The 22644-nt window shown below is 74.2% G+C and carries 22 protein-coding genes; 18 read left to right on the top strand and 4 right to left on the bottom strand.

Features of this window, described 5'->3' with window-relative positions:
* Positions 1–240 precede the first annotated feature (240 nt).
* Positions 241–477, top strand: coding sequence for a hypothetical protein (locus AB0C87_RS04370; RefSeq protein WP_345171607.1), 237 nt, complete (start codon positions 241–243; stop codon positions 475–477).
* Between the two features lie 35 nt (positions 478–512).
* Here AB0C87_RS04370 and AB0C87_RS04365 read toward each other — a convergent pair whose 3' ends face one another.
* Both AB0C87_RS04365 and AB0C87_RS04360 read right to left on the bottom strand, forming a co-directional pair.
* Entirely contained in the window at positions 513–1331 is an 819-nt protein-coding gene (locus tag AB0C87_RS04365; RefSeq protein WP_360576512.1) for a MauE/DoxX family redox-associated membrane protein, read from the bottom strand.
* Positions 1325–2281 carry a hypothetical protein gene (locus AB0C87_RS04360; RefSeq protein ID WP_360576510.1) on the bottom strand — a complete coding sequence of 319 codons (957 nt, stop codon included), beginning with the start codon at positions 2279–2281 and terminating at the stop codon, positions 1325–1327. The genes AB0C87_RS04365 and AB0C87_RS04360 overlap by 7 nt, the downstream gene beginning before the upstream one ends.
* 263 nt (positions 2282–2544) lie before the next feature.
* On the opposite strand from AB0C87_RS04360, the gene AB0C87_RS04355 reads away from it, so the two are divergent.
* The 3 genes from AB0C87_RS04355 (at position 2545) to AB0C87_RS04345 (ending at position 6525) form a co-directional block, all read left to right on the top strand.
* The gene (locus tag AB0C87_RS04355; RefSeq protein WP_345171601.1) at positions 2545–3024 is read left to right on the top strand and encodes a SigE family RNA polymerase sigma factor; all 480 of its coding nucleotides are present in this window, start codon (positions 2545–2547) and stop codon (positions 3022–3024) included.
* 82 nt (positions 3025–3106) lie between these two features.
* Positions 3107–4717 carry a long-chain fatty acid--CoA ligase gene (locus tag AB0C87_RS04350; RefSeq protein ID WP_345171599.1) on the top strand — a complete coding sequence of 537 codons (1611 nt, stop codon included), beginning with the start codon at positions 3107–3109 and terminating at the stop codon, positions 4715–4717.
* Between the two features lie 203 nt (positions 4718–4920).
* Positions 4921–6525 (top strand): sigma-70 family RNA polymerase sigma factor, encoded by a 1605-nt coding sequence (locus tag AB0C87_RS04345; RefSeq protein ID WP_360576507.1) that lies wholly within the window; start codon positions 4921–4923, stop codon positions 6523–6525.
* Between the two features lie 4 nt (positions 6526–6529).
* Here the strand turns inward: AB0C87_RS04345 and AB0C87_RS04340 are convergent, their stop codons facing one another.
* Positions 6530–7300: a MerR family transcriptional regulator gene (locus tag AB0C87_RS04340; RefSeq protein WP_345171595.1), complete on the bottom strand. Its 771-nt coding sequence runs from the start codon at positions 7298–7300 to the stop codon at positions 6530–6532.
* Between the two features lie 88 nt (positions 7301–7388).
* On the opposite strand from AB0C87_RS04340, the gene AB0C87_RS04335 reads away from it, so the two are divergent.
* The 14 genes from AB0C87_RS04335 to AB0C87_RS04270 all read left to right on the top strand — a co-directional run bounded on the left by AB0C87_RS04335 (position 7389) and on the right by AB0C87_RS04270 (position 21885).
* On the top strand, positions 7389–8381 hold the full coding sequence (locus AB0C87_RS04335; protein ID WP_345171593.1) for an adenylate/guanylate cyclase domain-containing protein: 993 nt from the start codon (positions 7389–7391) through the stop codon (positions 8379–8381).
* A 188-nt stretch (positions 8382–8569) separates the two neighbouring features.
* Positions 8570–10132: an amidohydrolase family protein gene (locus AB0C87_RS04330; protein ID WP_360576505.1), complete on the top strand. Its 1563-nt coding sequence runs from the start codon at positions 8570–8572 to the stop codon at positions 10130–10132.
* 72 nt (positions 10133–10204) lie between these two features.
* The gene (locus tag AB0C87_RS04325; RefSeq protein WP_360576503.1) at positions 10205–11257 is read left to right on the top strand and encodes an ABC transporter substrate-binding protein; all 1053 of its coding nucleotides are present in this window, start codon (positions 10205–10207) and stop codon (positions 11255–11257) included.
* A 2-nt stretch (positions 11258–11259) separates the two neighbouring features.
* Positions 11260–12870: a sugar ABC transporter ATP-binding protein gene (locus AB0C87_RS04320; protein ID WP_360576501.1), complete on the top strand. Its 1611-nt coding sequence runs from the start codon at positions 11260–11262 to the stop codon at positions 12868–12870.
* On the top strand, positions 12863–13807 hold the full coding sequence (locus AB0C87_RS04315; protein WP_345171584.1) for an ABC transporter permease: 945 nt from the start codon (positions 12863–12865) through the stop codon (positions 13805–13807). The genes AB0C87_RS04320 and AB0C87_RS04315 overlap by 8 nt, the downstream gene beginning before the upstream one ends.
* Positions 13807–14772: an ABC transporter permease gene (locus tag AB0C87_RS04310; RefSeq protein WP_345171582.1), complete on the top strand. Its 966-nt coding sequence runs from the start codon at positions 13807–13809 to the stop codon at positions 14770–14772. Before AB0C87_RS04315 ends, AB0C87_RS04310 begins: the two co-directional genes overlap by 1 nt.
* Complete coding sequence (locus tag AB0C87_RS04305; protein WP_360576499.1) at positions 14772–15911, top strand: M20 family metallopeptidase; 1140 nt, start codon at positions 14772–14774, stop codon at positions 15909–15911. The genes AB0C87_RS04310 and AB0C87_RS04305 overlap by 1 nt, the downstream gene beginning before the upstream one ends.
* Positions 15908–16651 carry an MBL fold metallo-hydrolase gene (locus tag AB0C87_RS04300; RefSeq protein WP_360576497.1) on the top strand — a complete coding sequence of 248 codons (744 nt, stop codon included), beginning with the start codon at positions 15908–15910 and terminating at the stop codon, positions 16649–16651. The genes AB0C87_RS04305 and AB0C87_RS04300 overlap by 4 nt, the downstream gene beginning before the upstream one ends.
* Positions 16648–17490 carry an IclR family transcriptional regulator gene (locus tag AB0C87_RS04295; RefSeq protein ID WP_345171576.1) on the top strand — a complete coding sequence of 281 codons (843 nt, stop codon included), beginning with the start codon at positions 16648–16650 and terminating at the stop codon, positions 17488–17490. The genes AB0C87_RS04300 and AB0C87_RS04295 overlap by 4 nt, the downstream gene beginning before the upstream one ends.
* Entirely contained in the window at positions 17487–18701 is a 1215-nt protein-coding gene (locus tag AB0C87_RS04290) for an alanine racemase (RefSeq protein ID WP_360576495.1), read from the top strand. Before AB0C87_RS04295 ends, AB0C87_RS04290 begins: the two co-directional genes overlap by 4 nt.
* 26 nt (positions 18702–18727) lie before the next feature.
* Positions 18728–19393, top strand: a complete 666-nt coding sequence (locus tag AB0C87_RS04285) for a bifunctional 4-hydroxy-2-oxoglutarate aldolase/2-dehydro-3-deoxy-phosphogluconate aldolase (protein WP_345171572.1) — start codon at positions 18728–18730, stop codon at positions 19391–19393.
* Positions 19390–20340 carry a sugar kinase gene (locus AB0C87_RS04280; protein ID WP_360576493.1) on the top strand — a complete coding sequence of 317 codons (951 nt, stop codon included), beginning with the start codon at positions 19390–19392 and terminating at the stop codon, positions 20338–20340. The genes AB0C87_RS04285 and AB0C87_RS04280 overlap by 4 nt, the downstream gene beginning before the upstream one ends.
* Before the next feature lie 10 nt (positions 20341–20350).
* Complete coding sequence (locus AB0C87_RS04275; RefSeq protein ID WP_258940161.1) at positions 20351–20734, top strand: Rid family detoxifying hydrolase; 384 nt, start codon at positions 20351–20353, stop codon at positions 20732–20734.
* A complete protein-coding gene (locus AB0C87_RS04270; protein WP_360576491.1) occupies positions 20734–21885 on the top strand; it encodes a hypothetical protein in 1152 nt (383 codons plus the stop codon). Before AB0C87_RS04275 ends, AB0C87_RS04270 begins: the two co-directional genes overlap by 1 nt.
* Positions 21886–22205: 320 nt before the next feature.
* Here the strand turns inward: AB0C87_RS04270 and AB0C87_RS04265 are convergent, their stop codons facing one another.
* Positions 22206–22637 carry a DUF6069 family protein gene (locus AB0C87_RS04265; protein WP_360361892.1) on the bottom strand — a complete coding sequence of 144 codons (432 nt, stop codon included), beginning with the start codon at positions 22635–22637 and terminating at the stop codon, positions 22206–22208.
* Positions 22638–22644 lie beyond the last annotated feature (7 nt).

Below are 22644 nucleotides of genomic sequence, written 5' to 3'. Positions count from 1 at the left end.
CTCTAGCGACAGAGGTAGAGGGCCGTAGATTTCGCTCGTCCTCCCTCTGGCTTCTTCTAACCCTTTCTAGATCTCCCCTTATAGAGCGCTAGAGAGTTGCAGAGAGGCGATCGGGCGCCGCCCTGACGATGCGGGCGGGGCCGGTCGACCGGCCCCGCCCGCATGTTGTCGTGCCAGGTCAGCGGGGTAGGAGATCACTGGCGACCCGCGGCGGGCATCTGGGCGATGCCAGGGGAAGACATGGAAGTGCGACGCCGGCCCGACGGACACGAGACCGACGAGGAACTCTCGGGGGAGGACGACATAGCGGCCTCGATCCTCGGCTACGACGAGTCGGCGATGCGCCAGGACCAGGGCGGCCGCCCGCCGGAGATCGGGTCGGAGAACCGGTACATGGTCCGGCTGCGCGCGGCGCTGCACGCCCGCACCCGGCGCCTCCTGTACCGGCGCTCGCGCGGGGGCGCCCAGCAGTTCTGACGGCGTCCCTGCGGCCCAGGGGCCGGCCCCGGCGGCTATCCGGCGCAACCGGCGGGCGCCACCACCGCCGACCGGACGGCCCGGTCCCGCTCCGACGTCGACACCGCGAACACGATCTCCACGTCGCGCTCGCTCAGGCGTCCGGGGAAGGCCACGAACCGCCAGCAGCCCTCCCGCCACACGTCCAGCGGCACGGCGCTCCTGATCGCGTTCTCGTGCTCGGCCCACGCCGGGCTCTCGTACAGCCTCGCGTACGTCTCCGGCATCGGGCTGCGGCGCCGCTCGCACGGGACGGCGGCGCGCGGCAGCCGGTGCCGCCCGGCCAGCTCCGCGAGCTCGGGGGACAGCGCCACGAACAGCGCGACCTCGACCGCGAACATGAGCCCCACCTGCGCGGGGACGTCCCGCAGCACGTCCACGCCCGCGTGCGGCGCGCCGAGCGAGACGACGGCCGCGCAGGTGAACAGCATCGCCCGCAGCACGCTGCGCCGGTCCACCTTCTTGGCGCTGAGCGCGCCGAAACAGCCGCACCCCGCGTCGGGCCGGTGCACCCGCAGCTCCCCGACCACCCAGGTCGCGGCGGCGAACGCCACGGTCGTGGCCAGCCGCACCGACAGGTGCGAGGTCACCAGCAGCGCGAGTCCGAGCAGGCCCTCGCCGATGCCGAGCCCGACCGTCATGCCGCGGCTGCGGCGCAGCGCCGACAGCCGCGCGAGCCTGGCCGGCACCGGGACGCCGTGCACATGGTCGGGCGCGCCCGCCGCCCGCTCCCGGATCGTCAGCTTCGCCAGGCACGCCACCAGCAGCACCGATGCCAGCAGCAGGACCTGCGTGTTCTGGATCGCCGTCACCATGGCCCCTCCATCCCCCCCGGCGCGCCCGGCCGGACGGTCGCGTTGAAGCAGCCGGCCGCCAGGTCGCCGCCGAGCCCGGCGAAGGCGGCCGGGGTCAGCTCGACGATCCGCCCCCGCGGCGACGCGTCGCACTCCACGCACCGGTCGCAGAACCGGGCCGCCGTGCAGCCGCACTCGATCACCGGGACCGCCGCCGCCCGCCCCCCGCACTCGTTGCGCACGGTGATCTCGCTGCCGATCGACAGGTACGGCATCGGCGCGCATCCGGACGGGGCGTCCGCGCAGCCCCCGGCGTCCCCCTCGGAGTCGACCGCGGGGTAGGACGCCCCGTCCCGCCACTCCCCCTCCACGCCGCCGAACCAGGTGGCCGTCCCGCGCAGTTCCCGCGGCACCGGCGCGGCCGCCGCCGGCGCGGCGAGGTCGGCCACCCGGTATCCGGGCTGCGACGTGCCCGGGCGCACCGCCTGCGGTCCGCCGGGGGACCCCACGCAGACCACGTCGAGCAGGTAGCCGGGCTCCAGGCGCGGATGCCGGACCAGCACCGGGCCGAGGACGGACGGCGGGATGACCACGTGGGCGCGCCCGCGGTGCGGCCCCATGTCCACCTCCACGGCGCCGCGTCCGCACGCGAGGATCGTCCCGCTGACCCGGCCGATGTCGACCCAGATCCGCTCGGCGCGGCCGCCGCCCGCGCGCCGGACGACCACGGACCGGCCCGGCCGGAGCGCGGCGGGGCCCCCGCGCCCGCCGTGCCAGATCGCGGTGTCCTCGCTCATCGGGATGCGGGTCTCGGCGCCCCGCGCCGCGGCCTCGGCCACCACCAGCAGGTGCGGGCTCGCGTCCAGGAGGATCCCGCTGATCGCACGCGCGCGCCGGTCGGCCTCCGGGGCCTCGGGAGCCGCGAACAGCGCCCGGCGGTGCGCCGCCCGGCGGAGGTGGGTCGTCGGCATCGCGGCACTCCGGCATCGATCGTCGTGACGTACGGCGAGAGCTGTTAGGACAGTGAGTCAAGAGTCACGCGCCGTGACCTCGCTGTCGACGGATTTGTCGCGATAAGTCAACGGCCGGAGGAGCTTTGATCTACCTCGGTGGAAATTTATAAACTGGTTGACCCGGAAATATTGTTCCAGTAGGCCCGTAATTACGCCGCGCATGCGATCGTCGTCGTACCGGGAGTCGGTGCGGCTCCCCAGCCCCTGGTCCGGTGGTGGGTGTGAGCGCGACGCGGCACGAGGAGTTCCGCGCATACGTGGTGGAACGCGGCCCCGTCCTGCTCCGGGCCGCCACCCAGCTCACCAGCGACCGCACCGAGGCCGAGGACCTCCTCCAGGCCGCCCTCGCCAAGACCTACCTCGCCTGGGACCGCATCGAGGACCGCTCCGCCCTGGACGGCTACGTCCGCCGCGCCATGGTCAACACCCAGATCTCCTGGTGGCGCCGCCGCAAGCTGGACGTCTACCCCACCGACCAGCTCCCCGAGCGCCCGGTGGAGGACCACACCGACCGCAGCGAGATGCGCGACGCCCTGGGCCGCGCCCTCGCCCGCCTCCCCGAACGCCAGCGCCTGGCCGTGATGCTCCGCTACTACGAGGACATGTCCGAACGTGAGATCGCCGAAGTCCTGGGCGTCAGCGTCGGCACGGTCAAGTCCACCGTCTCCCGTGCCATGGCCCGCCTGCGCGAGCTGTACTAGGGGGTCGCCAGGGGAGGGGGACGCTGGCAGAATCCGGTTCTAGAGCCGCTGCGAGCGCTGGAGGCTTGCCGTGTGGAGCACGATGCAGGACTTTCCGCTGACCATTACGACGATCATGCGCTGCGGGGCCGGGGTCTTCGGGGAGGCCGAGGTCTCCACGTGGACGGGCGACGGGACGCGGCGCCGCACGTACGCGGAGGTGGGCGAGCGCGCCGCGCGGCTGGCGGGGGCGCTGCGGGGACTCGGCGTGGACGGGGACCAGCGGGTCGCCACGTTCCTGTGGAACAACACCGAGCACCTGGAGGCGTACCTGGCGGTGCCGTCGATGGGCGCCGTGCTGCACACGCTCAACCTGCGGCTGTTCCCCGACCAGCTCGTCTACATCGCGAACCACGCCGAGGACCGGGTCGTCATCGTGGACGCGTCGCTGATCCCGCTGCTCGCGCCGGTGCTGGCGCGGTTCGAGACCGTCCGGCACGTGGTGGTGGTCGGGGAGGGCGACACCGCGCCGCTGGAGGGCGCCGGCAAGGAGCTGCACGGCTACGAGGAGCTGCTCGCGGCGGCGCCGGCGACGTTCGCGTGGCCGGAGATCGACGAGCGGTCGGCCGCCGCGATGTGCTACACGAGCGGGACCACGGGCCACCCGAAGGGCGTCGTCTACTCGCACCGGTCGGCGTACCTGCACTCGATGTCGACGTGCACGGGGAACGCGATGGGGCTGAGCGCGTCCGACGTGGTCCTGCCGGTGGTGCCGATGTTCCACGCGAACGCCTGGGGGCTGCCCTACGCGGCGGTGATGGCGGGCGCGCCGCTGGTCATGCCGGACCGGTTCCTGCAGGCGGAGCCGCTCGTCCGGCTCATCGAGGCCGAGCGGCCGACGGTCGCGGGCGCGGTGCCGACCATCTGGTCGGACGTGCTGCGGTACGCGAAGGAGCACGGGTCGGACCTGACCTCCCTGCGGCTCGTGCCGTGCGGCGGGTCGGCGGTGCCGGAGTCGCTGATGCGGGGGTTCGAGGAGATCGGCGTCCGGATCGTGCAGGCGTGGGGGATGACGGAGACCTCGCCGGTCGCGTCGGTCGCGCACCCGCCGCCCGGGGCGGCGGGCGAGGACGCGTGGCGGGCGCGGGTGAGCCAGGGGCGCGTCCTCGCGGGGCTGGAGATGCGGATCGTGGGGGACGGCGACGCGGTGCTGCCCAGCGACGGGGAGGCCGTGGGGGAGGTCGAGATCCGCGGTCCGTGGATCACCGGCGCCTACCACCTGGACGAGGACCCCGGCAGGTTCCACGACGGCTGGCTGCGCACCGGGGACGTCGGGACGCTGTCGCCGGACGGGTACCTCGTCCTCACCGACCGGGCGAAGGACGTCATCAAGTCGGGAGGGGAGTGGATCTCGTCGGTGGAGCTGGAGAATCACCTCATGGCCCACCCGGACGTCGTGGAGGCGGCCGTGGTGGGCGTGCCCGACGACCGCTGGCAGGAGCGCCCGCTCGCGTCCGTCGTCGTGCGGGACGGGGCCGCGGTCACGCCGGCGGAACTGCGCGAGTTCCTCGCCGGCAGGGTCGCCGGATGGCAGGTTCCCGAGCGCTGGGCTTTCATCACCGAGGTCCCGAAGACCAGCGTGGGCAAGTTCGATAAAAAAGTGCTTCGGCGGCGCTACGCGGACGGTGATCTGGAGGTGCGCCGCGCTGATTGACACCGCATTGATTACTGGATTCTGACGCCGAGTCACAGATCGGGTGGTCACTCAGAGACGCGGCCAATCACCCGGGGTCACGTTAGCGGTGATTTCAGTCGATCAAGTGGTGCGGGCGGGGTTCGGGGGTGTATGCAAGGTGGGCCGAATGTCCGGATGGCCCCCATGGGGGCAACTTCCACACTCCGCTGCCGGGAGCGTGAATGCCCAGGTTGTCGACCTCCGCCCCCACAGCCGACCGCAAGCTCGTCAAGGGACTGAACGAGGGTGACGAGGCGGCCCTGGCCGCGCTCTACGACGAGTACGGTGAGCGCCTTTACGATTACGCGCTGTCCATGTCGGGGGACGGGAAAGCGGCCGCCGACATCGTCCACGACGCTTTCATCGACGCCTGCCGCCGCGCTCCGCGAATGCGCGACCACCTGTATCTGAGTTCCTGGCTGTACGGCGCGGCGCGGCGCCGCTGCATCCGCCGCGGCCGCCCCAGGGTGCTGTTCTGGGACCGGGACGGCGAGTTCTCCGACGCGCCGTTCCTGGACCGTGCCGAGGCCGGCGACCCGGCGCCGGCCCGGCCGCGCTCGGACGAGCTGCACGACCTTCTGCGCGCGTGCCTGTCCCGGCTGGAGCCCGTCGACCAGGAGGTGATGCTCCTGACGGACCGGCACGGCCTGCGCCCGGCCCGCCTCGGGGCGACGCTCGGCCTGTCGGCGCGGCGGGCCGCCGCGCGGGTGCGCAGGGCGCGCGCCGAGCTCGACGCCGCCCTGCGGCGGGAGATCGACCGCGCGGGACGGGAGTGCGCGGCCGCCGCGGGCGCGGCCGAGGAGTCCCGGTCCGCGGCGATCCCCGTCCTGGCGGCGCGGGCGCCGGACCGCCGGGAGGAGGCCCCTCCGCCGGAGCCGGTCCGGGGGCCGTGGTGGCGGTTCCGCCGTCGCGGCGAGATCTCCCCGGTCGATCCCGCGACCGCGTCGCACGCCGCCGGCTGCGAGGACTGCCGTGCCCGGTCCCGGGTGACCGCGGCCGAACTGCTGGGGCGGGCGCCCGCGCCGGTGCTGCCCGCGGCGCTGCGGCACCGCGTCATGCACACCGCGACGGACCCCGAGCTGGCGGGCTACCGCGCCGACATCGCGGCGCGCGGCGGGACGCTGACACCGTCCGGCCTGCCGAGCCAGCCGGACGTGCCGTCGCCGTTCACGCGCCGGTGGCTGTTCACCGGGGGCGGCATGGTGGGCGCGCTGGTCGCGGCCCTCGCCGCCGCGCTCGTGATGGGCCCCGGGATCGGCGGGGGGACGCTGTCGTGGCCGCCGTTCCGCACGCATCCGGCACCGTCGATCACGCACGAGAGGCCGGAGGGCCAGGGGCACGGCGGGAAGGCGCCGCAGGGGCCCGGCGGGGGCGCGCAGGCCCGCCCCGGCCAGCCGCCGCCCGAACCGCAGACCCACGAGAAGAGCCAGGAGAGCCCGGAGGGTCCGCGGCCGACGCCGCAGCACCCGGCGCCGCCGTCCCCGTCGCCCGCGCCGCCGGGCGTCCTCGTGGTGAACCCCGCCAAGGTCGAGATGTACGGGACGAAGACCGCCCAGGTCAGCCTCGCGGCGAAGAGCGGCCCGGTGTCGTGGACGGCGATGACGTCCTCGAACCAGCTGATCCTGTCGCAGATGCAGGGCGGCATGCCCGAGGACGGCACGACGCGTCTGACGGTCACGCTGCGGACGGCGCTCATCGGCCTGCCGGGGCAGGGCACGCTGACCTTCACCGACTCCGAGGGCGCGCCGCACGAGGTGAAGGTCGTCTGGGGCGCGACGCTGCTGTAGCGGCTCAGCCGCCGGGGGCGGGGCGCTCCCCGAGATGGCTTCTGATCATTTCGAGGTGGTCGCCGAGCGCCGCCTGGACGCGGGCCTCCATGGCCCGGGCGATGAACGGGTCGACGACCATCTTCACCAGCGGGCGCATCCGGCGGACGACGGCGGCGACCTCGCCCACCTCGTCGCCGTCCGGGACGGGCTGGCGCTCCAGCCGGGAGAACACGTGCTCCTGGACGAGGTTCACGAACCGACCGGCGATCACATCGCAGTCGGCGCGGATCTGCCCGGCGATGTCCAGGACGGACTCCAGCGGGATGCCGGCGGCGACGAGTTCGGCGCCGACGTGCAGCAGCCGCGGGCTCGGCACCCGGTACTTGTCCCCGTCCGGTTCGATCAGGCCGAGCTCGACCGTCCGCTCCAGGGTGCGGGCGACCTGGTCGTCGTCCAGGCCGGAGCCGAACTTCGCCACGAGCTCCTCGTAGGTGGCGGTGCCGGGGATCTCGTCCGACCACGGGTCGGTGAGGACCTTCTCCAGCCCGAGCACCTCGGCGACGTCCTTGCCGGTCTCCCAGGCGCCGATCAGGTCCTTGATGATCGCGAAGGTGTAGCCCCGGGCCAGCAGCTTGCCGATCAGCCGCAGCCGCGCCAGGTGCGTGTCGTCGTACATGCCGACGCGGCCTTCGAGGCGGGGCGGCGGCAGCAGGCCGCGGTCCTGGTAGGCGCGGATGTTGCGCACCGTGCTGCCCGCCAGCCGCGCCAGCTCGTCGATTCGGTACTCGGCCATGCCCCGTCCGCCGGCTCGTGTCGTCTGACCGCCGTGATCTTACCCGTACCTCATTGTTACATCGATCGATGGCACATAGGGTTGCCGCATGGCGGACGACATCGAGGAGACCCTCCTCGGCGGCCCCCTGCGCTACACGCGCAGGGAGGTCGAGGCCCGGGCGGGCGTCTCGGACGACTTCGCGCGGCGCATCTGGCAGGCGCTCGGCTTCCCCGTCCCACCGGACGACGAGGTCGCCTTCACCGACGGCGACGTGGCCGCGCTCGTCGAGATCCGCGAGGTGCTGTCCCACGAGCTGGTGGACGAGGAGACGGTGCTCCAGCTCGTCCGCGCGGTCGGCCAGACGATGGGGCGGCTGGCCAGCTGGCTCGGCGACGTGTGGCTCCAGCGCCTGGGCGCGCTGCCGTCCGACGAGCCGGTGACGTCCGACCTGGTCACCGCGGCCCTGGTCGCCACCGAGGAGCTGCGGCCCTCGTTCGAGCGGCTGCTGCTGCACGGCTGGCGCCGCCAGCTCACCGCCGCCGGGATGCGCGCCGCCGCGTCCACCGCCGCCGCGCGGGCCGACCCCGCCGCGGGCGTCGCGCTCCTCGCGGTCGGGTTCGCCGACGTCGTGTCGTTCACCCGGCTGAGCCGCAGCCTCGACGGCGACGCCCTGGCCGGCTTCGTCGAGCGCTTCGAGTGGGACGTCACGCACATCGTCGCCGAGTGCGGGGGCCGCGTGGTCAAGACGCTCGGCGACGAGGTCCTGTTCGTCGCGCCCGCCGCCGGTCCCGCCGCGGAGATCGGGCTGCGGGTCGCGGAGCGGTTCAACGAGGACCCCGACTTCCCCAAGGTCCGCGTCGGTCTCGCCTACGGCGAGGTCATCCAGCGGCTGGGCGACGTGTTCGGCACGCCCGTCAACATGGCCGCGCGCCTGACGTCCACCGCCTACCCGGGGACGGTCCTGGCCGACGCCGCCCTGGTCTCGGCGCTGCCGTCCGGGCCCTGCGAAGCCTCCGGTCTGCGTCCGCGCCCGCTGCAGGGCCTGGGCCGCGTGCGGCCGTTCCTGCTGCGCCGGCCCAAGGCGAGCCGCTCGACCTAGGCGGCCCACGCTCCCCCCTTGACCGGCGCCGAACCCTCCGGCTTCGGGTAACGTCGCAGGTCAACGCGTGGTTGTGCAATGCAAAATCATGTGTTGCAAATCTGGTGCCGCGCTTGGTGCGCCCCATAACCTCCACGACTACCGGCACTGAAGCCCGGTTACGTGCTCGTTGGGGTGAATGAGGTCCAATGTACGATCTGCTGGTTCGCGGGGGGACGGTGCTGGACGGCACCGGGGCCCCGGGGCGCCGCGCGGACGTGGCCGTCACCGCGGGCCGGATCGCCGCGGTCGGCGTCCTCGACGGCGCGCGGGCGTCGGCCGAGATCGACGCGACCGGCCGGTACGTCATGCCGGGCTTCATCGACACCCACGTCCACGGCGACGCGGCCGTGTTCGACCCCGAGGTGCAGCTCGCCGCGCTGCGGCAGGGCGTCACCACGTTCGTCCTCGGGCAGGACGGCGTCTCCTACGCGCCGGCCGGCGCCGAGACGCTCCGCTACGTGAGCCGCTACTTCGCGCCGGTCAACGGCACGCACCCCGGTCTGGACGGCGGACCGGTGACCGTCGCGGAACTGCTCGCCTCCTACGACCGGCGCACCCCGCTAAACACCGTCTACCTGCTGCCGCACGGCACGATCCGGCACGGCGTCATGGGGACCGCCCGGCGGGCTCCGGAGCCCGGCGAGCTGGCGGCCATGCGGGCCCGGGTCGAGCGCGGGCTCTCCGAAGGCGCGGCCGGGCTGTCCACCGGGCTGGAGTACGTGCCCGGGGCCTACGCCGCCACCGCCGAGATCGCCGCGCTGTGCGCGCCGGTCGGCGCGGCCGGGCTCCCCTACGTCACGCACATGCGCGGGTACGAGTCCGCCGCCGGCGCGGCGATGGCGGAGGTGCTGGAGATCGCGCGGGCCGGACGCGTCGCCCCGCACGTCTCGCACTACCACGGCCCCGGCGACGAGCTGGTCGGGCTCGTGGACGGAGCCCGCGCCGAGGGCATCGACCTGACCTTCGACAACTACCCCTACCTGCGGGGGTCCAGCACGCTGACGCTCGTCACGCTGCCGGACTGGCTCCCCATCGCCGACCTGGACGCCACGCTCGACGCGCTCGCCGACCCGTCCGTCCGGGAGAGGCTGGAGCGCGACTGGTTCGCGCACCGGCCCGAGGTGTGGCCCCGCATCACGCTCTCGCACGTCCCCGCCGACGCGTTCCGGTGGGCGGAGGGCATGAGCCTGCCGGACGCGGCCGAGCGGGCCGGTTCGGGCCCCGGGGCGTTCTGCTGCGACCTGCTCGTCGCGACCCGGCTGGAGGCCGGATGCGTGTTCGGGCAGCCGCCGACCAACAGCGAGGAGTCGGTGCGGGCGCTGCTGCGGCACCCCGCCCAGACCACCGGATCGGACGCCATCTACCAGGGCGGGCACCCGCACCCGCGCGGGTGGGGCGCCTTCGCCCGGCTGCTCGGCCGGCACGTCCGCGAGCTCGGCGACTGGACGTGGGAGCAGGCCGCCGTGCACCTGGCCGGACGGGCCGCCGACCGGTTCCGGCTCGCCGACCGGGGCCGCGTCGAGACCGGACGCGCCGCCGACCTCGCCGTGGTCGACCCGTCCGCCGTCACCGACCTCGCCACCTACGAAAGACCCAGGGTGCCCGCCGAGGGCGTCGAGCACGTCGTGGTCAACGGCGTCCCCGTCCTGTCCGGAGGCGTCCTCGCCGAGACCGCGAGACCGCCGGGGCGGGCCCTCACCCCCGCCTGATCTGCCAGAGCCACCCCCCCCGCCCAGTTCGCCGAGGCCCGTCCGGGCCCGGACCTTCACAAGGAGTCCCTCATGATCGGTAGGTTCACGCGCGCCGCCGTGGCCGTCACGGCGCTGGGCACGCTGGCCGCCACCGCCGCGTGCGGCGTCGATTCCGGCGACGGCGGGTCGTCCGCCTCCGCCGGGAAGTCCAAGGCCCTCAAGGTGGGCTGGTCCACGATCTACCTGACCCCGTCGTGGATGCAGCAGACCGACAAGATGCTGAAGGACGACGTCGCCCAGCTGAAGAAGGACGGCAAGGTCGCCGACTACCAGGTCTTCAACGCCAACGGCGACACCTCCCAGCAGATCGCCCAGATCCGGGCGATGATCCAGCAGAAGTACGACGTGATCCTCGTGGACGCCGGGTCGTCCACCGCGCTGAACCCGGCGCTGGAGCAGGCCGCGAACGCCGGTATCACGGTCGCCAACTTCGACAGCCTGGTCACCTCCGACAAGGTCGTGCGCGTCGGCACGGACCAGAAGGAGTGGGGCCGGATGATGGGCCGGTGGCTCGGCGAGAAGCTGGGCGGCAAGGGCAAGATCATCGCGTTCAACGGCCCGGCCGGGGTCGCGGTCAGCGAGGAGCGCTGGCAGGGCGCCCAGGAGGGCCTCAAGCAGTACCCGGGCGTCAAGGTCGTCTCCAACGTGCACAGCGAGTACAACCTCGCGCCGGCCGCGCAGGCGTTCGCCTCCGCCTACTCCGCCAACCCCGACATCGACGGCGTCTTCTCGCAGGGCGGCGCGCTGTCGGCCGCCGCGCTCCAGACCCTCGTCAAGCAGAAGAAGAAGCTCGTCCCGATCACCGGCGAGAACTACAACGGGTTCCTCAAGCTCTGGAAGGACAACAAGGCCGGCGGGTTCTCCTCGCTGTCCACCGCCCAGCCGAACTACCTCGGCGTGATCGCGCTGCGCGCGGCGGTCGCCAAGGCCGGCGGCGCGACGGTGCCGAACCAGATCACGGTCCCGCTGCCCAAGATCACGGACGAGAACCTGGACGAGTACGTCAAGGCCGACCAGCCCGACGACTCCTACCCGATCCAGGCGCTGCCGCAGTCCGAGATCGACAAGCTGATCGGCAAGTAGCCATGACACTCCTGGCCGTCGAGCGGGTCTCCAAGTCCTTCGCGGGCAACCGCGTGCTGAACGAGGTGAGCTTCGACGTCCGCGCCGGTGAGGTCCTCGCCCTGGTGGGCGAGAACGGCGCGGGCAAGAGCACCGTGCTCTCGCTGGTCACGGGTCTGCTGTCGCCCGACTCCGGACGCGTGGTCTTCGACGGCGCGCCGGCCGGCGACTGGTCCCCGCACCGCGCGCGGGCCGCGGGGATCGGCTCGGTGCACCAGGAGCTCAGCCTCAACCCGCACCAGACCGTCGCCGAGAACGTGTTCCTCGGCCAGTGGCCGGCGCGGCGCGGGCTCGTCCTGCGCCGCGACCTGGTCCGGCGCGCCCGGCCGCTGCTGGAGCGGGTCGGCCTGCACGCCGACCCGCTGACCCGGGCGGGACGCCTCCCGCTCGGCCAGCAGCAGCTCGTCGAGCTGGCCAAGGCGCTCGCCTCGTCCCCGCGCCTGCTGATCCTGGACGAGGCGACGTCCGCCCTGGACGACGACCAGGTGGCCTGCGTGTTCAAGGTCGTGGACGAGCTGCGCGCCGCCGGCTCGTCGGTGATCATGGTCAGCCACCGGATGGGCGAGCTGTTCGCCGTCGCCGACCGGCTGACCGTGCTCAAGGACGGCGAGGTCATGGCCACCCGCGAGCGCGCCGAGACGGACCACGACGACATCGTGCACCTGATGATCGGCCGGGAGCTGTCCGACCTGTTCCCGCCGAAGGCCGGGGCGGGGACCGCCGCCCCGGCGGCCGGCGACGCCGCGGCCGTCCCCTCCGAGCGGGAGATCGCCGCGGAGAGGACCGCGGCCGAGGACTCCGCGGGGGACGCGACCCCGGTCCCCGCGGGCGGGCCGGTGCTGAGCGTGCGGGGGCTGACCGTCCCCGGCGCCTGCGCCGGCGTCGACCTCGACCTCGAACCCGGCCGGATCATCGGCCTCGGCGGCCTCCAGGGGCAGGGGCAGCGCGCGGTGCTGCGCGCCCTGTTCGGGCTCGTCCGGCACACCGGCCGGGTCGACCTGGACGGACGCCCCGCGCGCCTGGCGTCCCCGCGCGAGGCGATCCGCCGCCGCATCGCCTACGTCCCGGAGGACCGCAAGGTCGAGGGCCTGCACGTCGCGCAGACCGTCCGGGCGAACCTGTCCCTCACCAACCTGGGCGTCGTGACGCCCGGCCGCCGGCTCACCACCGTCGACCGCCGGGCCGAGGACCGGCTCGTCGCCGACCTCGTCGAACGGATGCGGATCAAGGTGACGGGCCCGGAGCAGGAGGCGCGCCGGCTGTCGGGCGGCAACCAGCAGAAGGTCGCACTGGCCCGCTGGCTGCCCTCGGAGCCGCGGGTGCTGCTGCTGGCCGAGCCGACGCGCGGCATCGACGTCGGCACCAAGCGCGAGATCTACCACCTGCTCCGCCGGCTGGCCGACAGCGGCGTGGCGGTCCTCGTCACCTCGGGAGACACCATGGAACTCGTCGGCCTGTGCGACGAGGTCGCCGTCATGTACGAGGGCGCGGTCGTGGACCGGCTCTCCGGCGGCGACCTCACCGAGGAGCGGCTCGTCCGCGCCTCCGTCACCGGGGCGGTGGCGCATGCCTGACCGCCTCTCCGCCGCGCTGCGCGGCAACCTGGACGTGACGGGCCTCGGCGCGCTGCTGGTCGTGCTGCTGGCCGTCTACAGCCACTACGACTCGCAGGTGTTCACCCCCGCGTCGATCACGATCCTGTCGGCGCAGTTCCTGCCGCTGATCCTGGCGGCGATGGGGCAGAGCACCGTCATGCTGGCCGGCGGCATCGACCTGTCGCTCGGCGCGGTGCTGTCGCTGGCGATGGCGGTGTTCGCCGTCCGCGCCGAGGACGGCGTGCTGGTCGCCGCGGGCCTGGCCCTGGCCGCCGCCGCCGCGACCGGCGCAGCGAACGGCGTGCTCGTCGCCTACGCCGGGCTGCCGCCGATCATCGTGACGCTGGCGGCGTCGTTCCTGTGGGGCGGCGTCACGCTGGTGGTCCTCCCCCAGCCCGGCGGGAGCGTCCCGTCCGGCCTGGTCAAGGCGTACAACAACGGCTGGAACGGCCTCGCGCTGCCGTTCGTGGCGCTTGCCCTGGTGCTGCTGCTCTGGAAGCTCGTGCGGACGACCCGCTTCGGCCTGTCGCTGTACGCGGTCGGCGGCAACGAGCACGGCGCCTACGCCAGCGGCATCGGGACCCGCAAGGTGAAGATCTCGGCCTACGCGCTCGCGGGTGTCTTCGTCGGCCTCGCGGGCATCGGCCTCGCGATCCAGACCGGCTCCGGGGACGCCACGATCGGCGCCCCGTACACGCTCAACTCGATCGCCGCGTCGGTGCTCGCCGGGGTCAGCTTCTTCGGCGGCGTCGGGCAGATGCGCGCGACCGTGCTGGCCGCGCTGCTCATCGGCCTGCTGACCAACCTGCTGCTGTTCACCGGCCTCTCGCCGTTCTACCAGCTGATCATGCAGGGCGCGGTGCTGATCGTGGCGATCGCCGTCAAGACCTTCGCGACCAGAGAGAGGACGGACTGATGGCCGCGCTTTCGCGCACCGCGGGCGCCCGCGGGCCGGTGGCGGCGCTGCGGGACAACCGCGCCGCCTGGGCGTTCGGCGTGCTGCTCGTGACCTGGCTCGCCGCGATCCTGTTCGCCAAGGGGTTCGACAGCGTCTCCAGCGTCCGCTACCTGGTGCAGACGGCCGCGTTCCTCGGCATCGTCGCCGTCGGCCAGACCCTCGTGATCATGATGAGCGGCATCGACCTGTCGGTGTCGGGCGTCGTCGCGCTGTCGGCGGTGGTGTGCGCGCAGGTCGCGTCCGGCTCGGGCGGGCCCGCGGGCGTCGCCGTCGCGCTCGCCGCGAGCCTGCTGGTCGGGCTCGCCAACGCCGCCGGGGTGACCTGGCTGCGGGTGCCGCCGATGGTGATGACGCTGGCCACCGGAACGATCGTCGCCGGCGCGCTGCTGGTCTACACGAACGGGTCGCCGAAGTCGGCGAAGGTGCCGATGCTGGCGTCCCTCGCCAACGACCGCGTCGCGGGCGTCCCGCTCGCGTTCGTCCTGTGGCTCGGCATCACCGCCGTCGCCGCGTGGCTGCTGCACGCCTCCCGCGCCGGGCGGTGGGTCTTCGCGCTCGGCAACGGGGAGCGCGCGTCGCGCGCGTCCGGCGTGCCGCTCGCCCGCACCGCGTTCATCGCCTACGGCGCGTGCGCGCTGCTCGCGGGGGTGTCGGGGCTGGTGCTGCTCGGGTTCACCTCCACCAGCTCCCTCACCATGGGCAACCCGTACCAGCTCCTGTCGATCGCGTCGGTCGTGCTCGGCGGGACGTCCATCCTCGGGGGGCGCGGGCACGTCCTCGGCACGGTCGCGGGCGCGCTGCTGCTGACGCTGCTGACCGCGCTGCTGGCGGCGTGGAACGTCTCGGAGGGCGTCCGGCAGATCGTCCTCGGCCTGCTGATCATCGCGCTGCTGCTCGCCTACGCGCGGGAACGGCGGTCCTGATGACGCGCTCGGGGGAGCTGCTCAAGGCGATGGTCGGCATCGCCAGCGTCAACCCGCGCGCCGGGTCCGGACCCGGGTTCGGGGAGGCCGCGGTCGCCGGGTACGTGCGCGGTTGGCTTGAAGCGCACGGCGTGAAGGCGGAGCTCCGGGAGGTGCTGCCGGGACGTCCCAACGTCGTCGCGACCGTGCCGGGACGCGATCCCCGCATGGTGCTGCTGGAGTCGCACCTCGACACCGTCGAGACCACCGGGATGACCGTCGACCCGTTCGCCGGGACGATCCGGGACGGCCGCCTCTACGGCCGCGGCGCCTGCGACGCCAAGGGCCCGCTCGCGGCGTTCATGCTGGCGGCGGCCGAGCTGGCGGCCGGCGACCCGCCGCCGTTCGGGGTCGTCCTCGCCGGGGTCGTGGACGAGGAGCACGCCTACCAGGGCGTCCTCGGCCTGATCTCCGACCTCGGGGACGCGCCGATCGCCGGCGCCGTCGTGGGGGAGCCGACCGGGCTCGTCCCCGCCACCGCGCACAAGGGCTGCGTCCGCTACACCGTCCGCGCGCTCGGGACGGCCGGGCACAGCTCCCGGCCGGACGAGGCCGTCAACGCGGTCGCCCTCATGACCCGCGTGATCGACCACATCGGCGCGGCGGCGCCGGACGTCCCGCCGCACCCGCTGCTCGGGACGGCGACCCGCTGCGTCACCCGGATCCGGGGCGGCGAGGGCCCGAACACCGTGCCGGGCCGCTGCGAGATCGACGTCGACCGCCGCACCCTGCCCGGCGAGGACCCCCTGGACGTGTGGCGCCGCGACCGCGCCGAGCTGGCCGCGCTCATCCCGGGCCGCATCGAGGTCGACGAGCCGTTCACCGTCGACTACGCCCTCGACACGCCCGCCTCCAGCCCGGTCCCGGCCGCTCTCCGCCGCGCCCTGGAAGCGGCGGGACGTCCCGCGGCCGTCCAGGGCATGCCGTTCGGGACCGACGCCAGCAAGCTCGCCCGCGCCGGCATCCCCTCCGTCGTCTTCGGCCCCGGCTCCATCGCCGACGCCCACTCCGCCGACGAGTCGGTCGCGCTGGCGGACGTGGACCTCGCCGCCCGAATCGTCGCCGACACCGTCCGCTCGCTCGGCGAGGGCCGGTCATGAGGCTGACGAAGCACGTCGAACTCGTCGGCAGCGGCGCCGCGGGGTTCGACCTCACCGACCCGCTCGACTGCCACGTCTACCTCGTGCGGGGGTCGCAGGGCGCGGCGCTGGTCGACGCGGGCGCCGGGGTGTCCGCCGGGCTGTTCGCCCGGCGGATGCTCGCGGCGGCCGGGCCGACGGGTGAGCGGCACCTGCTGCTCACCCACGGGCACGCCGACCACGCGGGCGGGGCCGCGGGGCTGGCGCGCGGCGTGGAGGGGCTCGCCGTTCGCGCGGGGGCACCGGCGAGCGACTGGATCGCCTCGGGCGACGAGCGGAAGCTCAGCGTCGACCGCGGCAAGGCCGCCGGGGTCTACCCGGACGGCTACACGTTCCCGGCGTGCCCGCAGGTCCGGCCCATCGCGGACGGCGAGCGCGTCGACCTCGGCGGAGGCGTCGCCCTCCAGGCCGTCGCCACCCCCGGGCACGCCGACGGGCACACCTGCTACCTGCTCGACGCGCCCGAGGGCCGCGCGCTGTTCTCGGGGGACTGCGTCTTCACCGGCGGGCGGATCTCGCTGCAGAACCTGCACGACTCGCGCGTCCCCGACTACGCCGCCAGCCTGGAGCGGCTCGCCGGGCTGGAGGTCGACATGCTGCTGCCGGGCCACCACGAGATCTCGCTCGCCCGCGCCGGGCGGCACCTGCGCGCCGCGCGGGACGTCCTGCGCCGGGGCCTGCTTCCGGGGAGCACCACATGACGACCGACCAGGCGAAACCGAGGAACCAGTCGTCGTCGCTGCGGCGCGCTCTCGCCGTCCTCGACCACGTCCGCGACCACGCCGACGCGCGCGGGGTGTCGCTGACCCGCATCGCCGACGACCTCGGCATCAGCAAGAGCACCGTGCTGCGGCTCGCGCAGCCGCTCATCGACGGCGACCTGCTCACCCGCGACCGCGAGACCGGCTGGTTCCGGCTCGGGCACGGCGCGCTGCGGCTCGGCCAGGCGTACCTGTCGACGCTCGACATGCGGTCGGTCGCCGCCGACCCGCTGCGCCGCCTCCAGCACCTCGTGGGGGAGACGTGCCACCTGGTCGTCTACGAGGCCCCCGACGTCGTCTACATCGACAAGGTCGAGAACGAGCACAACGTCCGGATGGCGTCCCGCGTCGGGCTGCGGATGCCCGCCTACCGGACGGCCGTCGGCAAGGCCATCCTCGCCTGGCTCGGCGAGGACGACTTCCAGACGGTCGTCGCGGCCGGGATGCCCGCGCGCACCGAACGGACGATCACCGACCCGGCGCGGCTGGCCGCCGAGCTGGAGCGGGTGCGGCTTTCCGGGTACGCCGTGGACGACCGGGAGAACGAGCCCGAGGTCCGCTGCGTCGCCGCGCCGATCTTCGACCACACCGACCGGGCCGTGGGGGCGCTCAGCGTCTCCGGGCTGACGTCCCGGATGACGCCGGCGCGGGTCCGGGAGGTCGGTCCGATGGTCGAGCGTGCGGGCCTGGAGATCTCCCGCGTGCTGGGCTCGTCCCGGCCGTCCCGCCGCCGCCCCGACAGAACGCGCCACGACCCGCACGAAGGGAACCAGCCGTGAGCCTCACCATTCCCGGCGAGCACGTCGACTGGCGGACCAAGGGCTTCTGGCTGCCCGGTCCGCCCGTCCCCCTGGAGGAGTTCGCCGCCGCGCGGCACCCGCTGTTCGACGGCCCGTTCACCTGGCCGCTGATGGTGGCGCGCCGGTCGGCGCTGGACCACAACATCGCGGCGCTCGCCGCGTTCTGCCGTGAGCACGGGCTCGCGTTCGCGCCGCACGGCAAGACGTCCATGGCGCCGACGCTGTTCCAGGCCCAGCTGGACGCGGGCGCCTGGGGCATCACCGCCGCGACCGCCAACCAGGTGCTCGCCTACCGGACGTTCGGCGTCCCCCGCATCCTGCTGGCCAACGAGCTGCTCGACCCGACCGCGCTGCGCTGGCTCGGCGGCGAGGTCGACCGCGGCATGGAGTTCCTGCTGTACGCCGACTCCGCCGAGGGCGTCGCGGCGATCTCCGCGGCGGCCGGTGAGCGCCCGTTCCGGGTGCTCGTCGAGCTCGGGCACCCGAACGGCCGCACGGGCTGCCGCACCGTGGAGGAGCTGGCCGCCGTCGCCCGCGCCGTCGCCGGCGCCCCCGGCACCGCACTCGCCGGCGTCGCCGGGTACGAGGGCGGGCTGCCGGACGTCGCGACGGCCGGCGCCTACCTCGGCGCGCTGCGCGACGCGACGGTCGAGCTGTCCCCGCTGCTCCCCCGCGACGTCGTCGTCACCGCGGGCGGCAGCGCCTACTTCGACCAGGTCGCCGAGAGGCTCGCGGGCGACTGGCTGCCCGGTCACGACCTCACCGTGGTGCTGCGCAGCGGCGCCTACGTCTCCCACGACGACGGCATCTACACCGAGCGGACGCCGTTCACCCGCGTCCCCGGCTCGCTGGACGCCGCGCTGGAGATCTGGGCGCAGGTCACGTCCGTCCCGGAGCCCGGTCTCGCGATCGCCGGGATGGGCAAGCGGGAGGCGCCCTACGACGCGGGCCTGCCCGTCCCGCTGCGGATCCGCAGGCCGGACGGGACGATCGCCCCGGCGGACGGCATGCGCGTCACCGACACCAACGACCACCACGCCTACGTCGCGACGGGGGACGCCTCCGTGCGCCCGGGCGACCTGATCTGCTTCGGCATCTCCCACCCGTGCACGGCCTTCGACAAATGGCAGGTCATCCCCGTCGTGGACGACGACCACACGGTGGTCGACCTGATCCGCACGTACTTCTGAACCGGTACCTCCGAGAAGGGAACCCCATGATCCCCCGCCTGGCGCCGGGACCCGCGCTGACCGCCACCGGCGTGGTCGCGGTCGTGCGCGGCCGCCGCGCCGACCGCGTCGCCGACGTCCTGGACGCGCTGGTCGCCGCAGGCGTCCGCTGCCTGGAGGTCACCCTCAACACCCCGGGCGCGCTGGACGGCCTGCGCGCGGCCCGCGACCGGCTGCCCGCGGGCGTCGAGGTCGGCGCCGGAACGGTCCGCACCCGCGCGGAGGCGGAGGCCGCGGCGGACGCCGGCGCGTCCTTCCTCGTCGCTCCGGACACCCGCGCGGAGGTCGCCGAGGCGGCCCGCGACCGGGGCCTGCGCTACTACCCGGGCGCCCTCACCCCGAACGAGGTCGCCCGCGCCTGGGACCTCGGCGCCACCGCCGTGAAGATCTTCCCGGCGAACGCGTTCGGGCCGCGCTACCTGCGCGACCTCGCCGAGCCGTTCCGCGACGTGCGGCTGCTGCCGACGGGCGGCATCGGCCCGGACACCGCCGCCGGCTACATCGCGGCCGGGGCGGTCGCGGTCGGCGCCGGGGGCTCCCTCATCGGCGACGCCCTCGACGGCGGCTCCCTCACCGCCCTGGCCGACCGGGCGCGGGCGCTGCTCGCCGCGGCGGCCCCGGGGCGGCGCGCCCCGGAGGAGGCCCCCCGATGAGCCCCGACCTCGTCACGTTCGGCGAGACCATGGCGCGGCTGGAGAACCCGGCCGTCGGGCCGATGCGGCACGCCCGCTCGCTCGACCTCGGCATCGGCGGCGCCGAGTCGAACACGGCGATCGGGCTGGCGCGGCTCGGCGGCAGCGCGGCCTGGTTCGGCCGCGTCGGCGACGACGAGTTCGGCCGGCTGATCACCACGGCGCTGGCCGGGGAGGGCGTCCGGCTCGACCACGCGGTGGTGGACGGGACCGCGCCCACCGCGCTGCTGTTCAAGGAGCGCCGCTCGGGCACGCTCACCCGCGTCCAGTACTACCGGACGGGCAGCGCGGGCTCCCGGCTCCGCCCGTCCGACGTCCCGCACGACCTGATCCGGGCCGCGCGCGTCCTGCACGTCACCGGCATCACCGCCGCCATCAGCGACACCGCCCGGCAGGCCCTGGACGACGCCGTCGAGACCGCGCGGAACGCCGGCGTCCCCGTCTCCCTCGACCTCAACTACCGGTCGGCGCTGTGGACGCCCGCCGAGGCGGGGGAACGCCTGCACCCCCTGGTCAAGCGCGCCGACCTGGTGTTCGCGACCGAGCAGGAGGCCCGCCTCGTCGTGTCCGGCGGCGATCCGGCCGCGCTCGCCACCGCCCTGGCGGCGCTCGGCCCCCGCGACGTCCTCGTCAAGCGGGGCGCGGCCGGGGCGGTCGCGTTCTGCGAGGGGCGGCTGCACGTCCAGCCCGCCCACCGGGTCCCGGTCGTGGACCCGGTCGGCGCCGGGGACGCGTTCGCCGCCGGCTACCTCGCCGAGTTCGTCCGCGGCCTGCCCGTCGCCGCCCGCCTGGCCACCGCCACGGCCGCGGGCGCCTACGCCGTCACCGTCCGCGGCGACTGGGAGGGCCTCCCCAGCCGGGCCGATTTGGAACTCTTGAAGACCGCGGAAAACGACGTCACCCGATAAGGAGACAGATATGAGCAAGCGCGAGATTCGCAGCGCGGACTCCGCCCCGCCCGTCGGCACCTACTCGCAGGGGCTCGTGGTCGGCGACTTCGTGTACACGTCCGGGATGGGGCCGCTCGACCCGAAGACCGGCGAGATCGTCGGCACGGACGTCGCCACGCAGACCCGGCAGACCCTCGCCAACCTGGCCGCGATCCTGGCCGAGCACGGCCTCGGCCTGGACGACGTGGTGAAGTCGACCGTCCACCTCCAGGACCTCCACCGCGACTTCGCCGCCTACGACGAGGTCTACCGGGAGCACTTCACCAAGCCCTACCCGGTGCGCACCACCGTGGGATCGCAGCTGATGAACATCCTCGTCGAGATCGACTTCGTGGCCTACAAGAAGAGCTGATGGACTCGTCCCTCTTCGCCATGGTGGAGGATCTGCGCGGCGCCGGCGCCGCGCGGATCCTCTCCCACGGGGTCTCGGCCATCACGATCGGCGCCGCCTACCACCGCGCCCGTGACGTGACACCGCATGGCACGACGCGCGTCACGTTCCGCCACGACGGGGTCCATTTTCCCCTGGGTGATGTCTTCGACGGGCTCCGGCTGGTGCCGCCGGTGCAGAAGGGCGCCGACCAGGAGCCCATAAGGGCGCTCAGAGAAGAGACCCGCGCGCTTGGGATCGCACTGCACGGCTGGGGCGTCTTCCTGCACAACACCACGCTCGGCCTGGCCTTCCCGGACGTCACGCAGGAGAACTGCTTCGGCGACCGTGCAGCGCCGGCCGACCTATGCCCGTCTCACCCGGACGTCCGCGCATATGCCATCGCGTTGGGCCGCGCCATCGCCCGTCAAGGCGTGGACTCCGTGGTCGCGGAATCCCTCCACTTCGGGACGTTCGGCCACGGCTACCACCACGAACGCTCTTTCGTGGACCTCGGCCCTGCCGCCGAGTTCGCCTTGGGCCTGTGCTTCTGCCCGCACTGCCTGGCCCTTCTCCCGGACGCCGAAAAGGCCCGCGAAGTCGCCGCGCGATTGGTCGGGGAGGTGCTGGACGGCGGCCCGCCCGCCGCCGAACTCCCCGACGTCCTCACCGAGTACGCCCGTGCCCGCTCGCCGATCGTGACGTCGCTGGCCGCGGAGGTCGCCGCGGCCGTCACCGCCGAGGGCTCCCGGCTGACGTTCCTCGACCTCACCGGCGCCGTCCTGGGCTACGCGGACGGACGTCCCTCCGGCGCCCCGGCGGCCGCGTCCGCCTGGCGGATCGGCGTCGACCCCGCGGCGCTCGGCTCGGCCGTCCCGTCCTACGCCGTCCTCTGCTACGCCCACGACACCGCCCGCGTGGCCGAGGACGTGGCCGCCTACCGGGCCGCCCTGGGGCCGGACACCACGCTCCGCGCCGTCCTGCGCCCCGGCCATCCCGACACGACCTCGGCCGACCACCTGTCCGCCAAGGCCGCCGCCGCCCGCGCCTCCGGCGCCGGCACGGTCGACTACTACGCCTACGGCCTGTCCCCGCTGCCCGTCCTCGACCGCATCCGGTCCGCCGGGGCATGATGGGCGCATGAACGCGTGGATCACCGTCGCCGCCTACGAGAACGTCAAGGGCTGCCCGCCGCCCGCCGCCGCGCTCCGGCGTTGACTGCGTGACCGCGGCATCGACTGGATGCCGTTCCGGGCCGACGACGTCACGATAGGGCTCGCCTGCGGGCGCGACGACGACGGGCGCCCGCGCGGCTGGTACAGCGTCCAGGTGCGGGCCGAGGCCCTCCGGCCCCTCGGCCTGCACCCCGACCAGCCCGCGTCCCGGCCCGCCGGTCCCTCCCCTCCGGCCTGGTGGCACGCCGCCGCGGAGCGCGCGGCGCACTCGGGGCGGCTCAGTCCCGGGAGGCCGGGAGACGGCGGGCGAACATCGGGATGATGATCGCCGCGGCCAGGACGTGCGCGGCGCACAGCATCACCTTCGTCGAGGTCGCCGTGGCGCCCGCGGCGACGGGCGTCGTGAACGACAGGACCGTCAGCGCCACGGCGGCCCAGACGAACGTCCGGGACGGCCTCCGGGCGAACCGCGCGAGGAGCATCGCGAGGAGCGTCCCCCAGAAGGTGCTGATGACCGTCCCCATCGCGAACATCCCGACCATGATCGGATCGGCGGCGTCGGCGCCGACGCCGCCGGCCTCCATCGGGACGCCGGCCGCGCGGGCGGCCAGGCCGAACAGCTCGGTGGCGACCGACCCCGCCAGCGCCGCGGCGGCCCCGGTCAGCCAGATCGGGCGGGCGCCGCTGGTGAGCGTCTGAGCGATGTCCATGAGGTGC

It is taken from the genome of Actinomadura sp. NPDC048021 (genome assembly GCF_040653135.1).
Lineage (GTDB): Bacteria > Actinomycetota > Actinomycetes > Streptosporangiales > Streptosporangiaceae > Spirillospora > Spirillospora verrucosospora.
This window is presented reverse-complemented; position numbering and strand designations above follow the sequence as displayed.